The sequence below is a fragment of the Chryseobacterium indologenes genome (genome assembly GCF_002025665.1).
Classification (GTDB): domain Bacteria; phylum Bacteroidota; class Bacteroidia; order Flavobacteriales; family Weeksellaceae; genus Chryseobacterium; species Chryseobacterium metallicongregator.
On the sequence record NZ_CP018786.1, the window covers coordinates 192,173 to 207,519 of the forward strand.

10 protein-coding genes are annotated in these 15,347 nt (G+C 36.9%); 1 reads left to right on the top strand and 9 read right to left on the bottom strand.

Translation table 11 applies throughout. From position 1 onward, the window contains the following. Positions 1 to 44: 44 nt before the first annotated feature. The 9 genes from dnaB to BUE84_RS00880 all read right to left on the bottom strand — a co-directional run bounded on the left by dnaB (position 45) and on the right by BUE84_RS00880 (position 11,459). On the bottom strand, positions 45 to 1,634 hold the full coding sequence (gene dnaB / locus BUE84_RS00840) for a replicative DNA helicase (protein ID WP_079240125.1): 1,590 nt from the start codon (positions 1,632 to 1,634) through the stop codon (positions 45 to 47). 156 nt (positions 1,635 to 1,790) lie between these two features. Further along, positions 1,791 to 3,938 carry a T9SS type B sorting domain-containing protein gene (locus BUE84_RS00845; RefSeq protein ID WP_079240126.1) on the bottom strand — a complete coding sequence of 716 codons (2,148 nt, stop codon included), beginning with the start codon at positions 3,936 to 3,938 and terminating at the stop codon, positions 1,791 to 1,793. A 101-nt stretch (positions 3,939 to 4,039) separates the two neighbouring features. Then, a complete protein-coding gene (locus BUE84_RS00850) occupies positions 4,040 to 6,112 on the bottom strand; it encodes a T9SS type B sorting domain-containing protein (RefSeq protein WP_079240127.1) in 2,073 nt (690 codons plus the stop codon). Between the two features lie 169 nt (positions 6,113 to 6,281). Then, positions 6,282 to 6,887, bottom strand: coding sequence for a tetratricopeptide repeat protein (locus BUE84_RS00855; RefSeq protein WP_145953192.1), 606 nt, complete (start codon positions 6,885 to 6,887; stop codon positions 6,282 to 6,284). Between the two features lie 303 nt (positions 6,888 to 7,190). Beyond that, on the bottom strand, positions 7,191 to 8,426 hold the full coding sequence (locus tag BUE84_RS00860) for an MFS transporter (protein ID WP_079240129.1): 1,236 nt from the start codon (positions 8,424 to 8,426) through the stop codon (positions 7,191 to 7,193). Between the two features lie 92 nt (positions 8,427 to 8,518). Further along, positions 8,519 to 8,881 carry a hypothetical protein gene (locus BUE84_RS00865; RefSeq protein WP_034691515.1) on the bottom strand — a complete coding sequence of 121 codons (363 nt, stop codon included), beginning with the start codon at positions 8,879 to 8,881 and terminating at the stop codon, positions 8,519 to 8,521. Positions 8,882 to 8,950: 69 nt separating this feature from the next. Further along, on the bottom strand, positions 8,951 to 10,450 hold the full coding sequence (locus BUE84_RS00870) for a GH3 auxin-responsive promoter family protein (RefSeq protein WP_079240130.1): 1,500 nt from the start codon (positions 10,448 to 10,450) through the stop codon (positions 8,951 to 8,953). Between the two features lie 135 nt (positions 10,451 to 10,585). Beyond that, on the bottom strand, positions 10,586 to 10,882 hold the full coding sequence (locus BUE84_RS00875; RefSeq protein ID WP_034691510.1) for a hypothetical protein: 297 nt from the start codon (positions 10,880 to 10,882) through the stop codon (positions 10,586 to 10,588). Between the two features lie 181 nt (positions 10,883 to 11,063). Continuing rightward, positions 11,064 to 11,459: a hypothetical protein gene (locus tag BUE84_RS00880; protein WP_079240131.1), complete on the bottom strand. Its 396-nt coding sequence runs from the start codon at positions 11,457 to 11,459 to the stop codon at positions 11,064 to 11,066. Between the two features lie 251 nt (positions 11,460 to 11,710). On the opposite strand from BUE84_RS00880, the gene mfd reads away from it, so the two are divergent. Further along, positions 11,711 to 15,079, top strand: a complete 3,369-nt coding sequence (gene mfd / locus BUE84_RS00885) for a transcription-repair coupling factor (protein ID WP_079240132.1) — start codon at positions 11,711 to 11,713, stop codon at positions 15,077 to 15,079. Positions 15,080 to 15,347: the final 268 nt, after the last annotated feature.

The window sequence follows — 15,347 nt, forward strand, 5'->3', positions numbered from 1 at the left end:
ATTGATGTATTGACTATAAAATTGAACTGAATTTTAGCCTTTGTTTAAAAGGGGAAGTCATCATCGTCGTCAAAGTCATTCATTGAAGATCCTGAAAGTTTTGAACTGTCCGGAAGATCAAATGCTGCTCCTGGCTGAATTGTTGTTTTGATCTTGTCAAATCCGCTAGGTTCTCCGAAGTTGGAAGGATATCCTCCTCCAGCACCACCGTCAAGTGCCGCTTCAATATCACCGAATTTTGCAAAATGTTTCAGGAATGATAATCTTACATCTGCCGTAGCACCATTTCTGTGTTTTGCAATAATCAGTTCGGCCTGGTTTTCTGTAGAAGTTTCCTGTCCTTCCTCATCATTATCCCAAACCGTAATTTTATAATACTCCGGTCTGAAGATGAAAGATACGATATCCGCATCCTGCTCAATTGCTCCGGATTCCCTCAGATCTGAAAGCTGAGGTCTTTTTCCAGGTCGGGCTTCCACACTTCTTGAAAGCTGAGACAGGGCAATTACCGGTACGTTAAGTTCTTTTGCAATGGCTTTTAATGAACGTGAAATCATGGAAATCTCCTGTTCACGGTTTCCAACTCCTTTTCCACCGCTGCTTCCTGCAGTCATCAGCTGAAGGTAGTCAACCATGATAATTCTTACTCCATGCTGCATTACCAGTCTTCGGCATTTTGCGCGGAAATCGAATATGGAAAGGGAAGGGGTTTCGTCAATATATAACGGAGCATTTTCCAATTCGGATACATTGGAGAACAGTCTTTGCCATTCTTCATCATCCAGGGTTCCTTTTCTTAGTTTTTCTGATGAGATTCTTGTTTCGGAAGCAATCATTCTGGTAATCAGCTGTACCGAGGCCATCTCGAGAGAGAATAATGCCATAGGAACTTTATGTCCCACTGCAATATTTCTTGCCATGGAAAGAAGAAATGCCGTTTTTCCCATCGCGGGACGGGCTGCAATAATAATAAGGTCAGAATTCTGCCATCCACCGGTTTCCTTATCCACATCTCTGAATCCTGAAGGAACTCCGGAAAGGCCCTCTTTATCTTTTAAAGATTTAATGGTATCAATAGCCTGCTTTACCAATGAATTTGCAGTATCGAATCCTTTCTTAATCGTTCCGTTGGTGATCTCAAAGAAAGATTGTTCTGCTTTATCCAGAAGTTCAAAAACATCTGTTGATTCCTTGTAGGAAGAATCAATAACATTAGCAGAAACATTAATAAGGCTTCTTAAAATATACTTTTCAAGAATAACACGTACGTGATATTCGATATGGGCAGATGAGCTTACTCCCATTGTAAGATCAATGATGTAATGATCACCACCTGCCTGACTCAGTTTGTCTTCCTTTTTTAAATTCTGAATAATCGTCATTAAGTCTACCGGGTGGTTGCCTTCATACAATTTTAGGATAGTAGAAAAGATGACCTGATGTCTGGGATCATAAAATACCTCTGGGGTAAGAAGGTCAATGGAATGGTCAAGACCTTTTTTGTCAATCAAAAAAGTTCCGATAACCAATCTTTCAAAATCCACTGCATTGGGAGGCATTTTTCCATCCGCAATAGACAATTCTTTTGCAAAGTTTCCGTGTGTCAGGGATGATAATGTTTCTTTCTGCGCCATGGTGCAAAGATAGTTTATTTAAAAAATAATAAAAAAATAGTATTCAACAAATTATTAGCAGTCTTTCGTAAAATGCTGTAAACAGGAGGTTGGACTTGTTGATAAAAAAAATCACCTCAGTCTGAGGTGATTTTCAAAAAGATGAAGTAAAAAAACTTATTCTTTATTTTTTACCAATACCCATCCTGAATATTTGGTTTCGGTATTGTCTTTATTGTTTTCGTTCCACGAAATCGTGTACCAGTAAGTTCCGGTTAGGATTTTCTTACCAAAGGCTGTTCCGTCCCAAGTGAAGTTATTCATTTTGTTAGCTTCATGAAGTTTGTTTCCATATCTGTCATATACAATGAAGATAAGGTTTTTCTTGTAGGCTAATGCTGAGTAATCAATAACATCATTTACGTTATCTCCATTCGGAGTAATCGCGTTGATAAGATTAGGCACAGTAACTGTTACCTGAATAGGAGTACAGTTGTAAGTATCTTTTACATATATCGTATTCTCTCCTCTAGGAAGTCCTGTGAATACGTTGGAGTCCTGCCAGTTAACACCGTCAATAGAATATTTGTAAGGGGGAACTCCTCCTGAAGCTGTTACTGTGATATTGTTGTTGGTAATTTCGATTCCTGAAACCACTGGCTGAAGGCTTGGATGTACACGTACTTCCTGAAGTGTGAAACATTTTCCGGTCTGAAGTTTTACCCAATACACACCAACTCCTACGTTGTTGATAGATTGTGTAGTTTCACCCGTACTCCATTCGTAGCTTACAAATCCAGGTCCTGCATCCAAAGAGGTTTTGGCTTCAGCACAAATTGTTTTATCTTTTAATACTGCTGATTTTACCGGAGGCAATACAATCAGTTCTATTTTAGCAATTGAATAACACTGTTTGTCATTATCTACTCTTGCATATACTGTTTTGCTTTCTGAAAGATAGTTTAATGCTGCTACAATAGGGTTTGTCTGTGCTTTGGCATCAGCTATAGTTGTATAATATTTAATGATAGTTCCGGTAGGTGTTGGAACAGCTACTCCGATATCTGCCTTGGAAAGATCAAATGTTGAACGGGTAACGTCATTATCAATATAACAGTTTTGAAGTACAGCATCTTTCAGTACCACCGTTGGATAAAATAATAGTCTGATCGTCGTGGTTGCAATACAACCAAAATTAGAAACTACTTTTACATATACAGTTGATTCAGCAGAAATGTAGTTGGTAGGGTCTGTAATTTCATTAATTTCTGCATTCATATCTGCAACCGTAGCATAATATTTAATGGTTGCTCCAGTGCCTCCAAATACATTGGCTGTTGTTAAATTATATTTTGCAGTACCGGCTCCATTATTATTACAAGAATATAATGTGGCTGTATTGGCTGAGATTCCCACATTAACAAATTTGAATTTTCCGGTTATGAAACATCCGTTGATAGGATTATCCGGATTGCTCGGGTCTTGGTATACAATTCTGTAATAATATATTGTTGTTCCGTCTACAGTGGCTACCGTAAGTGGATTCTGTCCTGTAAGGGCATCGTTGGTTGTTTTGTGATAAGTAACTTTGAAGTTAGGGCTGTTGCCATTAATAATAGCTGCAGATAACGTTGTAAAATCAAATTGGGTTGGTAACGCACAGACCATCACCTGATTAGGATCGGTAGGAGTGGCTCCAGGAATACCCGGTGCAATAAATGGATTAGGAGAAAGAATCGGATCATTAAATGCAGAACTTAAACTTGCAGTTCCTGACCATTCTAAAGAGAAACCATTAACGGATCTACTGAAGTTGTCTATAACCAGATAATAGGTTTGCCCAACTAATACATCCATATAAGGACTCCACTTTCCATTGTTCATACTCGATGTAACACCGGGAGGGTTGGTAGGAAATACTGCAGGTGGTGCAAGAGTAAGATCCAGACCTGTATCTCCTGGAGTACCGCTATAGTTACATCTTATGGGTTGTATGAAGACATGATCTGCATTTTGTAATGAAGCACAGCCGTTGGTTGTAGGCCCATACACAGCAAAATCATAATCGTCACCCTGATCGTTAGGTTTTATTTTAAATGCCAGCGTTCCTGGTGTGGATACTGTGAAAGTGTACCAAACTGTATATCTTTCATTGGTGCTGAGGCATCCTCCGTTTTGGTTAAGGATTTCTATAATATTCCCCGGGCCTGAAGGGGTATATGAGATGTCAGAATTACCACAGATGGGAATTGCTGTGACACAGTCTGACTGTGAATAGGCCATTTGCGCTATCAATAAAATAAAAAGGAGTAATATTTTTTTCATTGTTAAAACTTTTTTTGTTAAACAAACTTGAAATCAATAAATTTTTATCATTATTTGTAAAAGAAAAAGCCGCCAAAGCGGCTTTTTATATTGTGGTGTTTTTATTCTCTGTTTTTTACAACAATCCAACCTGAAAACTTGAAAGGAGTGTTTTTCTTGTCATTCTCATTCCATGTTACAGAATACCAGTAGGTACCTGTTGGAATGTTCTTGCCGCCAATTCTACCATCCCATTTGTAACCATTGGATTTGTCTCCCTGATGGATTTTTGTTCCATATCTGTCAAAGATACTCAAAATAAGATTCTGTTTATCAGCCATAGCAGAATAATCCACTACATCATTCACACCATCCCCGTTTGGAGTAATCATATTGATAAGGTTAGGAACCACTACTGCAACTTCAATTGGTTCGCAGTCATAAGCATCTTTTACGTATACTTTATAAGTTCCTCTTGCTACATTGGAGAATACATTGGAAGGCTGCCATAAAATCTTATCCATAGAATACTGATAATCCGGAGTTCCTCCAATAACATTGATTGTCAAAGTAGTATTGTTAATATCGATATTTGTTACAACCGGCTGCTCAGAAGGATAAACGGTTACCTTTTGAGTGGCAACACATTCACCTGTTTTTAATTTTACCCAGTAAACGCCTACGCCTACGTCTTTGATAGACTGTGTTGTTGCTCCTGTACTCCATTCATAGCTTTTGAATCCAGGTCCGGCATCTAAAGTGGTAGTGTCTTCTACGCAGATAATTTTATCTTTCAATACACTAGATGTTACTGGAGCAATTACTGTTAAACCAATTTTTACTACTACATAACATCCTCTGGTGTCAGATACTCTTACGTATACTAAGCCACTTGGTGCAATATAATTAGCATTTAAAATTTGGTTGGTTTCATCAATTGCGTCTGTTAGTGAAGGGAAATATTTTTTCGTGATCCCCGCCTGTGGTGTAATTACAGCAGCATTATCTAAGTTGAATAAGGCTGTAGAAGGATTGGCTTCAATAAAGCATGATCTTAATTCAGCATCTTTTGCAATGATTTGCGGATAGAACTTAAGAGTAATTTCTGCAATATCACTACATCCAAATACAGAAGTTACTTTTACATATATTTTACCTTCAGCAGAAACAAACTGATAGATATTGGTGATCTCATTGATTGAGTTGTTCAGATCATATAATGTGTAATAGTATTTTTTAGTTGCCGTTGGATCAGCAAAAACTGCAGCAGTGGTAAGGTCATATGTTGCTGTACCTGCATTGTTGTTATTACAGCTTGTTAGCGTTACATCGGTAGCGGTAATCGTACCATCTTTAAATTTAAATTTACCAGTCTGTCTACATTTATTAATAGGGCTGTTGGGGTTAGTCGGGTCAGTATAGTTGATACTATAGAAATAAATACCAACAGGAGTAACTGTTTGAGGACCTACAAGAGGGTTGTTACCTGTTAAAGCATCATTCTGACTTGTATGGTAACTAATGTTGAAGTTAGGGTTTCCATTAAGAATTCCTGCGGATAAAGACGCGAAATCAAAAGTCGCCGGATTTGAACATATTACTACTTCTCTTGGGTCAGCAGGATTAGCTCCCGGAATTCCCGGTGGGATAAATGGGTGAGGCTGTATATTCGGATCAGTGAACGGAGAAGATAAAGTAGCTGTTCCACCCCATGATAATTTGAATCCGTTAGCTGTTTCTCTGTGGTTGTTTACAATGATATAGTAAGTCTGACCAGGTAATACATCCATGTATTTTACCCATTTGTCTCCTGTTGCATCCTCACTAAGGTCAGTAGCGGTCATATTAAGACCTGTGTTTCCGCTTTGTCCGGAATAAGAACAACGTATTGGAGTTCCCAGGTTTCCGCAAGACTTGTTAGGTCCATATACTCCAAAGTCATAATCATCTCCCTGGTCGTTAGGTATAATTTCGAAAGTAAGTGTTCCTCCTGTAGCTATGGTAAAAGAATACCATACGGAATACTTTTCGTCAGAAGTTAAACATCCACCCAGGTCTTCTGCAATGTCTCCATGCCCGCCTGGTGTATATGAAATGTCAGAGTTACCGCAGACTGCCATTGCAGTGCCACAATCTGATTGTGCAAATAAAATATGTGAAAATATGATTAATAAAACAAGTAATGTTTTTTTCATGAGAATTAATTTTTAAAACAAATATTAAATGTGTTTAATTACTGAAAAATGCTGTTTTTATCTGATACAAAATAATGTTTATCAAAATATTCAATGAATTTTCAAGTTTTCGTATTAAAAAAAAACTGATCGTCCCAATTTACTCGGGAGATCATACATTTTCTTACTGTTAATTTGTTCCGATCAGCTGTTTTCCCCAATTAGGTGAGCTTGATGAGGTGTCTGATATTTCAAATTCTTTGGCTGCTTTTTGATAGAACTTTATAGCTTCTGTCTTGTTTCCTTGCTTTTCAGCTATTTCCGCTTTTAAAAAAGAAAGTCTTGGATTATTCTTTAAAGTTGTTTCCGCTTTAGCCATAAAGCCTGTAGCCGTTTTTAGTTCCTTTTGAGGGTCTGCAGCTGTTTTTATTCTTATTTTCTGAAAATGAATAAGAGCAAGAAGAAGATTGACTTCCCCATTATTCTTTTCCGAAGCAAGGGCCTGCATTGCGAGTTTTCTTGCAGATTCATTAGGCTCTCCAAGAGGGCTGTTCGGGCTGTTCTTTAAAAGAAAATTGGTTTTAAGATACAATGCTGCTGCCGCATAGTAATTAGCCTGCCATTTTTCTGAAGTTTTAGCTTGCGAAAACTTAGAAAAAAGCATATCATAGTCATTTTCTGTTTTAGCATTATTGAATTGTAAAACAGATTGTTGTAAGGTTTGGTCTGAAAAGAATTGAGCATTCATCAGAGAACCTGCCATGAGAAAGCTCAAAATTAGTAAAAGTTTAGTCATAGGGGGATATTTTATGAAGCAAATATAAAAAATTATTAACGTTAAATTAAAGATTTTGAGATATATTTAATGAAAGTAACGTGTTGGTTTTAAATATTGTATTTTCTTGTTTTGGTCATATTATGTAGAGATCGTAAAGATATTGGTGCTTTTGATGAATATTTTAGGTTTAATTCTTTTATAAATTTTTAAAAAACAGCTATAAAACAAAAATCAGAATAGAAAACGTTCTATTCTGATTTTAAGTATTTCGAATTCTTATTTTTTTTGTATCAGATTTTAAATGGTCTGATAAACAATTAGTTAATATTGCATTTTTCTCAGTTTAGGATTGGTGCTTCCTACAACAAGGGCTACTAAAACAGTCATGCAGCCACCAAATACCACAGAGCGTACAACTCCCAGTAGTTTGGCCATAAGTCCACTTTCAAATTGTCCCATTTCATTGCTGGACATAATGAAAATTGAATTTACGCTCAGAACACGTCCTCTGATGTGATCCGGTGTTTTTAACTGTACAATGGTGCCTCGGATTACCACAGAAATTCCATCCAGCATTCCGCTCATCACCAGGAACATAAAAGATAGCCAGTATAATTTTGAGAGTCCGAATCCAATAATGCATAGTCCAAATCCGGTAACCACAACAAGAAGTATTTTTCCCTGATTTTTGCGAAGAGGAACAATAGATAGAATAGTAATAATACACATGGAACCAATGTCTGACGCTGCATTCAGTAAACCGAAACCTTCAGCTCCTGAATTCAGGATGTCAGTTGCAAATACAGGGATCATAGCTACTGCTCCGCCAAAAAGTACTGCAAACATATCAAGACATAAAGCTCCCAGAATCTCTTTGGTTTTAAAAATATAAGAAATCCCTTCGCGCATACTTTCTACTACATTTACCGTTTCTTTTTTGTATTCTGAATGCTGTTTGTGAAGCTGCCAGAAAAATAATGAAGCAATAAATATGAGTGCTAAAATAGCAACCAGAGTCCATTTTACACCGATAAATCCAATAAGAACACCTCCTATAGCATGTCCGCAAACAGAAGAGATCAGGAAAGTAGCCTGGTTCAGAGTTACGGCATTCGGAAGATTTTCCTTCTTTACAATTTTAGGAATCATGGAAGGAACAATAGGACCGATGAATGCCCTTGCTATTCCTGTAAAAAAGATAACTCCATAAATATAATAGGTAATCTGATGACCGGTAAAGTGCATTTCCACATCAAGAAATGCAGGAACCAGCAAAAGTCCAATCAGGAAAATATATGCATAATTACAAATTAGAAGCAGTCTCTTCTTTTCATTCATATCAATAACATGTCCCGCGTACAGTGCACAGCTTACCGCAGGAATCACCTCTGAAAGTCCGATAAGACCTATTGAAAAAGGATCTTTTGTTAATTGATACACCCACCATCCAAGTAAAGTGGCAAGCATTCTGAAAGCTAAAACAATGAAAAATCTCCCGGTGAGAAGATTTCTGAACTCAACATTTTGTAATGTTTGTAACGGGGTAAAGGAAATCATGAACAAAAATAGCCCTAAAAATTTATTTAGGGCTATCCATATGACAATTTTTGAAAGATATATTAAATATATCTCAAAAGATAAAATCTATTTTAGTCAGCTCTTGATGAACTCAATACGATCGCTGCAACACCTGCTGCTCCAATGATCGTAGCTCCTGCGGCAATTCTTGCCTTTCTTCTGTCTTTTACAGCGGCTACATTAGATTTAGGAATAATTACTTCTGTACTGTCTTTTTTACCGGCTGTACCTACAAGATTTTCACCAACGACGTTTCTGAATAAGATGGTCTGCTTCGGAGAGCCGTCTCTCATAGTTACTTTATATACTTTTCCAGCTTCAAGATTAGAGTAGTTGTTTTTTGAAATATCTTCGCTGTATTTTGTAGTAGCACAAGATGTAATAACAAATAGAGATGTTAGTAAAGACGATTTCAACAGTACAGATGCTTTCATTATTTTCTTTTAGTTTTTCAAATTTATAATTTTTTTCGAATATACGTTTTTGGAATTGAAAAAAAATGATTAAAGTTTGTAAATTTCTAAGAGATTTGCAATCTTTCTGTCGTTAGCCAATCTCGGAGTCTTGTTTTGACCTCCTAATTTTCCCTGGGACTTGGCATATTCATGAAAAGCATTTTTTTTAAGCCTCGTAATCTGTAACTTCTGTAAAATATTTCCTGAAATCAAATCATCATAGTAAGTATTTCTTGCCCGAAGCTGTTGATCCAGTTCATCTCTGAATGCTTCTAAATGCTCAGGTTCTTTTTCAAATTCAATCAGCCATTCGTGATAAGGAAGTCCTTCGACTGGATTTACCTGTGGAGCCAGATGGAATTCCGTAATCTGCGCAGGATATTTTTCAAGAGTCGCTTTTATAGCTTCTTCTACCTCGAATGCTATCACATGTTCTCCAAAAGCAGAGGTGAAATGTTTGGTTCTCCCGCTTACCAAAACCCTGTACGGATCTTTACTGATGAATCTTACAACATCTCCAATAGAATAAGCCCATAACCCGGAATTGGTCGTAAGAATCAATGCATAATCTTTATGAAGTTCGATTTCTTGTAATGTTAATCTCCTTGCGCTAGGTTTGCCATATTCTTCCAAAGGAATAAATTCATAGAAAATTCCATGATTGGTCAATAGCAGTAGCCCTTCTTTGGTGTAATCATCCTGAAAAGCAAAAAAACCTTCAGAAGCTGGAAAAGTCTGAACAATATCCACTTTGCCTCCCAGCAATTCTTCCATTTTATCACGATAGGGTTCATAGTTGACTCCTCCGGTTACAATAAGCTGCAGATTGGGGAAAAGCTGTTTGATCTTTTTACCATTTTTTTCTGTCAACTTCTCAAAATACATGATCAGCCATGGTGGAATTCCTGAGATCAGCGTCATATTTTCATGTTCCGTTTCTTCGATAATTTTATCTACTTTAGTTTCCCAGTCTTCCATAATGTTGGTTTCCCAACTTGGCAGACGATTTTTCTGAAGATAATTAGGAATATGGTGGGCTACAATACCGGAAAGTCTTCCTGTTTTAATCCCAAATACTTCTTCCAGTTCCGGGCTGCCCTGAAGAAAAATCATTTTTCCATTCACAAAATCAGCGTTATTCTTTTTACTGATATAATGAAATAAGGCACTTTGAGCTCCGGCTATCTGAAAAGGCATTCCCTCCTTGGAAATCGGAATATATTTAGATCCGGAAGTTGTTCCTGAAGTTTTGGCAAAATATTCAGGAGTTTCTGTCCATAGAATATTGGCCTGCCCTTTTTTGACTCTTTCAATATAAGGTTTCAGATCTTCATAGTCGGCTACAGGAACTCTGTCCTGAAATTCTTTTACTGAATGGATGTTTTCAAAATCATGTTCCCGCCCAAAAAGAGTTTTTTGAGCTGTATTCACTAGAGAAAGTAGTAAGTCCTCCTGGTTTTTCTCAGCATTTTTTTTGAAATCCTCCGCTTTTTGAACATGTTTCTTTGCCCAGATCAGCGCCGCATTTTTCTTGAAGAAGTTTAACATGGGTCAAATTTATAAATAAGTAGAGAATCTGGAATCATTTTTTACCAAGCTTCACATAAAAAAACCGATGGAACAAGTTCCACCGGCTTTTCGAAATTTGATTATGAAAATAACAACTATATGTTAATGTTATGCTTATTTGTTTGCTTTGTACCTTTTATCGGGAGTGCCGTCTTTTTTCAGGTGTTTGTTTTCTTTATATCTCTTATCCGGAGTACCGTCTTTTTTCATTTTAGCAGCCGGTTGAGCAGGCTTCGCCGCTTTTGCATCCATAGCTGGTTTGGCCGCTTTTACTTCAGCTGGCTTTACAGCTTTTGCTGTAGTTGCTTTTACAGGTGGATGGGCCGTAGCACCTGTAGCGGGAGCAGTCTGCTGAGCAGTGGCAAGTCCTAATCCAAGGATCAAAGACATTGCAGATAAGAATTTTTTCATAAGAATTATTGTTTGTTTTTTGTTGAATAAAGATATACAAAAAGCAGGCTAGAAAATTGAGAATTTCAAACTTAACTAAAGTTTATTACAGCTTAAAAAAAAATTAAAACACTTCATTTACAATAAAAAAGCCTGTCTTTAAAGATAAAGACAGGCTTGAATAATATATAAATAGACATGGCTAGCGCGTACAATTGGCTGTCCACGTTTTGCCATCCTTGACATACAGAATTTTTAAAACATTATTATCAATTCTGATATAAGAAGTTGCTGTAGAGCCAATCATCACCAGAGTATGATCTCCTTCCTGATTAAACTCTATTCCGTTAAGATCCGGAATGCTGTTTGAGAAAGCGAAATTATACTTGGTACCGCTGGCGATTTTTGTTACAAATACACTTCCGTTATCGGTACTGATACTGGTAGAGCCTCCATCATTATAGGAAATCTTTCCTTTATAGGTTCCGGCAAAAAATTCATTGTTTACAGGGTCGTCATCTTTGCTACACGACGAAAAAGATAATGCTGTAAATAATAACAGCATCATAACTCCTAAGATTTTAATTGCTTTTTTCATAATATCATTCTTAAATGTTTGGTTGTATTTAAAAGGCCAAACACTATGCCATGAGGAGAAACTTGAATTTTTTTAACAGGTTATTAAATAAAATTGTAAAAAATTAAGATTTATTATCTAAGTGCTTCATTTTAAATCTGAAAGTTACTCTGCTTTTGAAACAAAGAAAAAAAATATCCGTACCTTTGTATATCATAAACGGTTTCGGAAAACTCCCGAAATCGCTTTTGTCGTTTATACCTTTACTATCTATGCAGTTAAAATCCATCAATGAAAAGTTCCTTCCAGACCTTATGCAGAAAGAGTTTGGGAAAGAAATTTTTACCCAGTTAGAAAACAATCAGCATATTGCTGTAAAAGGAAGCGCAGGATCTTCGGTTTCTATTTTTGTGGCTGAGCTTTTTTTGGTTCAGAAAAAGAACATTCTTTATCTGGTAGATGATAAAGAAGATGCATTGTATGCCAATACAGAGATGGAAGATCTTCTGGGTAAGGATAAAGTGCTGTATTTTCCCGCAACCCATCTTGAACCTTATCAGGTGGAAAAGACTCAAAATGCCAATCTGGTGTTAAGGACTGAGGTTCTTAATAAAATCAATTCCGGAAGATCTCCCAAAGTGATTGTAGCTTATGCTGGTGCTTTATCTGAAAAAGTTTTGAAAAAAGAAGATTTTAAAGCAATTTCCCATCATATCAAAGTGGGAGATCAGCTGGATTTTGATTTTGTGGACGAACTGCTTAATCATTATCATTTCCAGCAGGCTGATTTCGTTTCTGAACCGGGAGAATTTTCAGTGAGAGGGGGAATTGTAGACGTATTTTCCTATTCACACGAAAAGCCATACAGGATTACATTCTTCGGTAATGAAGTGGAAAGTATTAAAACCTTTGATATCGAGACACAGCTTTCGGTAGATAAAGTAAAGGATTTCCAGTTGGTTTCCAATATGAATTTTTCTGTAACAGGAACGAGAGTCTCTTTGCTGCAGCTATTGCCTAAAGAAAGTTTTGTGGTTTCTAAAAACGGAATGGTGGGAATGCAGAAGATCAGAACATTCTACGAAAAGTCTTTGGAAAAATACGATACATTAAGTAAAGATATTGCCCATAGGACTCCGCAGGAACTTTTTATTTCTGATCAGGAGTTTCTGTTCGATTATAAAAAATTCAAAACGGTTGATTTTGGAGGAGTAATGATTGAAGGGTTAAAAGAAGTTACCGAAGTTAAAATGGAACAGCTTCCACAACCTTCTTTTCATAAAAACTTTGAGTTACTGATTGAAGATATTGAAGAAAAACAGAGCGGAGGATTTGATACCTGGATTTCTTTTTCAACAGAAAAACAGAAAGAAAGACTGGAATCCATCTTTGAAGAGCTTGAACACGAGCTTCCATTTAAAAGTTTTAAGTCTGAACTTCATGAAGGATTTGTAGATAATGGTCACAAACTGCTGGTTTATACGGATCATCAGATCTTTGACCGTTATCAGAGATATAAAGCAAAAAATACTTTTGCAAAATCTGAACAGCTTACCCTCAAAGACCTGATGTCTTTGAAAATCGGAGATTATATCGCCCATATTGATCATGGAATCGGAAAATTTATGGGACTTGTAAAAGTTAATAATGATGGTAAAATTCAGGAATGCTTTAAACTGACCTATAAAAACGGAGATTTATTATATGTAAGTATTCACTCTCTGCATAAGATTTCGAAGTACAACGGACCGGATGGAAGAGAAATTGTGTTAAGTAAACTCGGATCTCCAACCTGGAAATCTTTGAAACAGAAAACAAAGGCGAAGGTTAAACAGATTGCTTTTGATCTTATTCAGTTATATGCCCAGAGAAAAACGGCAAAAGGCTTTGCGTATACTCCGGATTCCTATCTGCAGAACGAGTTGGAGGCCAGCTTTATTTATGAAGATACTCCGGATCAGGAAAAGGCTACCGTAGATGTAAAGAGAGACATGGAAGCAGATACAGTGATGGACAGACTTGTGTGTGGTGATGTAGGTTTCGGTAAAACGGAAGTTGCCATCAGGGCTGCGTTTAAAGCGGCAACAGATGGTAAGCAGGTTGCGGTATTGGTACCTACTACTATTCTTGCTTTTCAGCATTACAGAAGTTTCAAAGAAAGGCTTAAAGATTTTCCGGTCAATGTTGCATATGTAAACCGATTCAGAACGGCTAAGCAGAAATCAGAAACTTTAGAAGCTTTAAAGAACGGAAAAGTAGATATTATTATCGGAACGCATCAATTGGTAAGCAGTTCTGTAAAGTTTAAAGATCTTGGTTTATTGATTATTGATGAAGAACATAAGTTTGGGGTTTCAGTAAAAGATAAACTGAAAACTCTGAAAAATAATGTTGATACCCTGACGCTTACGGCAACTCCTATTCCGAGGACTTTACAGTTTTCGTTAATGGCTGCAAGGGATTTATCCGTTATCAAAACACCACCACCAAACAGGCAGCCTGTAGATACGCAGTTAATCGGGTTCAGTGAAGAAACTCTTCGTGATGCTGTTTCTTACGAACTTCAGAGAGACGGGCAGGTATATTTTATCAATAACAGAATTGAAAACCTGAAAGATATTGCAGGACTTATTCAGAGGCTGGTTCCGGATGCAAGAGTGATTACAGGACATGGGCAAATGGAAGGGAAGCAGCTTGAAAAGAATGTTCTGGATTTTATGGAAGGGAAATATGATGTTCTTGTCTCTACTACCATTGTAGAAAGTGGGGTAGACGTTCCGAATGCCAACACTATTTTCATCAATGATGCCCAAAGATTTGGAATGGCAGATCTGCATCAGATGAGAGGAAGGGTAGGACGTAGTAACAGAAAAGCATTCTGTTATCTGATTACTCCGCCATATGATATGATGACTTCGGATGCCAGAAAACGTTTGGAAGCTATTGAGCAGTTTTCAGATCTGGGAAGTGGTTTCCAGATTGCGATGAAAGATCTGGAGATCCGTGGTGCCGGTGATCTTTTGGGTGCTGAACAAAGTGGGTTCATCAATGAAATGGGGTTTGAAACCTATCAGAAACTAATGCAGGAAGCTTTAGAAGAGCTAAAAGATGATGCTGATTTTGAAAGTCTTTTTGAAAATGAAGAAGACAGACAAAAACTTTTCAAATCTGTGAAGGATGTCAACATTGATACAGATTTAGAGCTGATGTTGCCGGATTCATATATCTCCAATACAGAAGAAAGGTTGTTGCTGTATCAGAAAATTGCGGAAATTACTAATGAAGCAGACCTTCATCAGTTTGAACTGGAGCTGATCGACCGTTTCGGAGCATTGCCGAAAGAAGCTGTCAATCTTTTGAAGAGTGTTTCCTTGAAGTGGCTTGCTTCTGATATCGGTTTTGAAAAGATTGTCATGAAAAATGGTGTATTTTTAGGATACTTCCCGGGGAATCCTCAGGATAAGTTTTATCAGACAGACAGATTCCGACATATTATTAATTATCTGACCCGAAATCCGGCTGAAGCCCAGCTTAAAGAGAAGTCAGGAAAAGAAGGTAATCAATTGATGATGAGGAAAGAAAGAGTGAAAAATGTAGATGAGGTCAATCTGCTGTTAAAAGCAATTATTGAACATGATTAAATTTATTTTCTATTTACTGGAAATAATATCATAAAAATTATTAGAAACGTGTAAAAAGATTAATTTTTACACGTTTTTTTTGTGATTGTTATCATGTTTTTCTTTTGTAATATTCCTGTTGAAGAGAATTAAGGCTGTTTTTGAGGGGTTGAAATCACTTTCCAATGATAAAAAAAATCCTGTAAACCCCCGTACAGTAAGGGTTTGAGATGTTGTCTTATTGTTTTTATACATGGAAAGTAGAGTTATGTAGTAATAATTCTACTTT

Excerpts from the sequence above, each read along its gene's own strand:
- dnaB (WP_079240125.1), bottom strand. The coding sequence starts at position 1,634 with ATGGCGCAGAAAGAAACATTATCATCCCTGACACACGGAAACTTTGCA.
- BUE84_RS00845 (WP_079240126.1), bottom strand. The coding sequence starts at position 3,938 with ATGAAAAAAATATTACTCCTTTTTATTTTATTGATAGCGCAAATGGCC.
- BUE84_RS00850 (WP_079240127.1), bottom strand. The coding sequence starts at position 6,112 with ATGAAAAAAACATTACTTGTTTTATTAATCATATTTTCACATATTTTA.
- BUE84_RS00855 (WP_145953192.1), bottom strand. The coding sequence starts at position 6,887 with ATGACTAAACTTTTACTAATTTTGAGCTTTCTCATGGCAGGTTCTCTG.
- BUE84_RS00860 (WP_079240129.1), bottom strand. The coding sequence starts at position 8,426 with ATGATTTCCTTTACCCCGTTACAAACATTACAAAATGTTGAGTTCAGA.
- BUE84_RS00865 (WP_034691515.1), bottom strand. The coding sequence starts at position 8,881 with ATGAAAGCATCTGTACTGTTGAAATCGTCTTTACTAACATCTCTATTT.
- BUE84_RS00870 (WP_079240130.1), bottom strand. The coding sequence starts at position 10,450 with ATGTTAAACTTCTTCAAGAAAAATGCGGCGCTGATCTGGGCAAAGAAA.
- BUE84_RS00875 (WP_034691510.1), bottom strand. The coding sequence starts at position 10,882 with ATGAAAAAATTCTTATCTGCAATGTCTTTGATCCTTGGATTAGGACTT.
- BUE84_RS00880 (WP_079240131.1), bottom strand. The coding sequence starts at position 11,459 with ATGAAAAAAGCAATTAAAATCTTAGGAGTTATGATGCTGTTATTATTT.
- mfd (WP_079240132.1), top strand. The coding sequence starts at position 11,711 with ATGCAGTTAAAATCCATCAATGAAAAGTTCCTTCCAGACCTTATGCAG.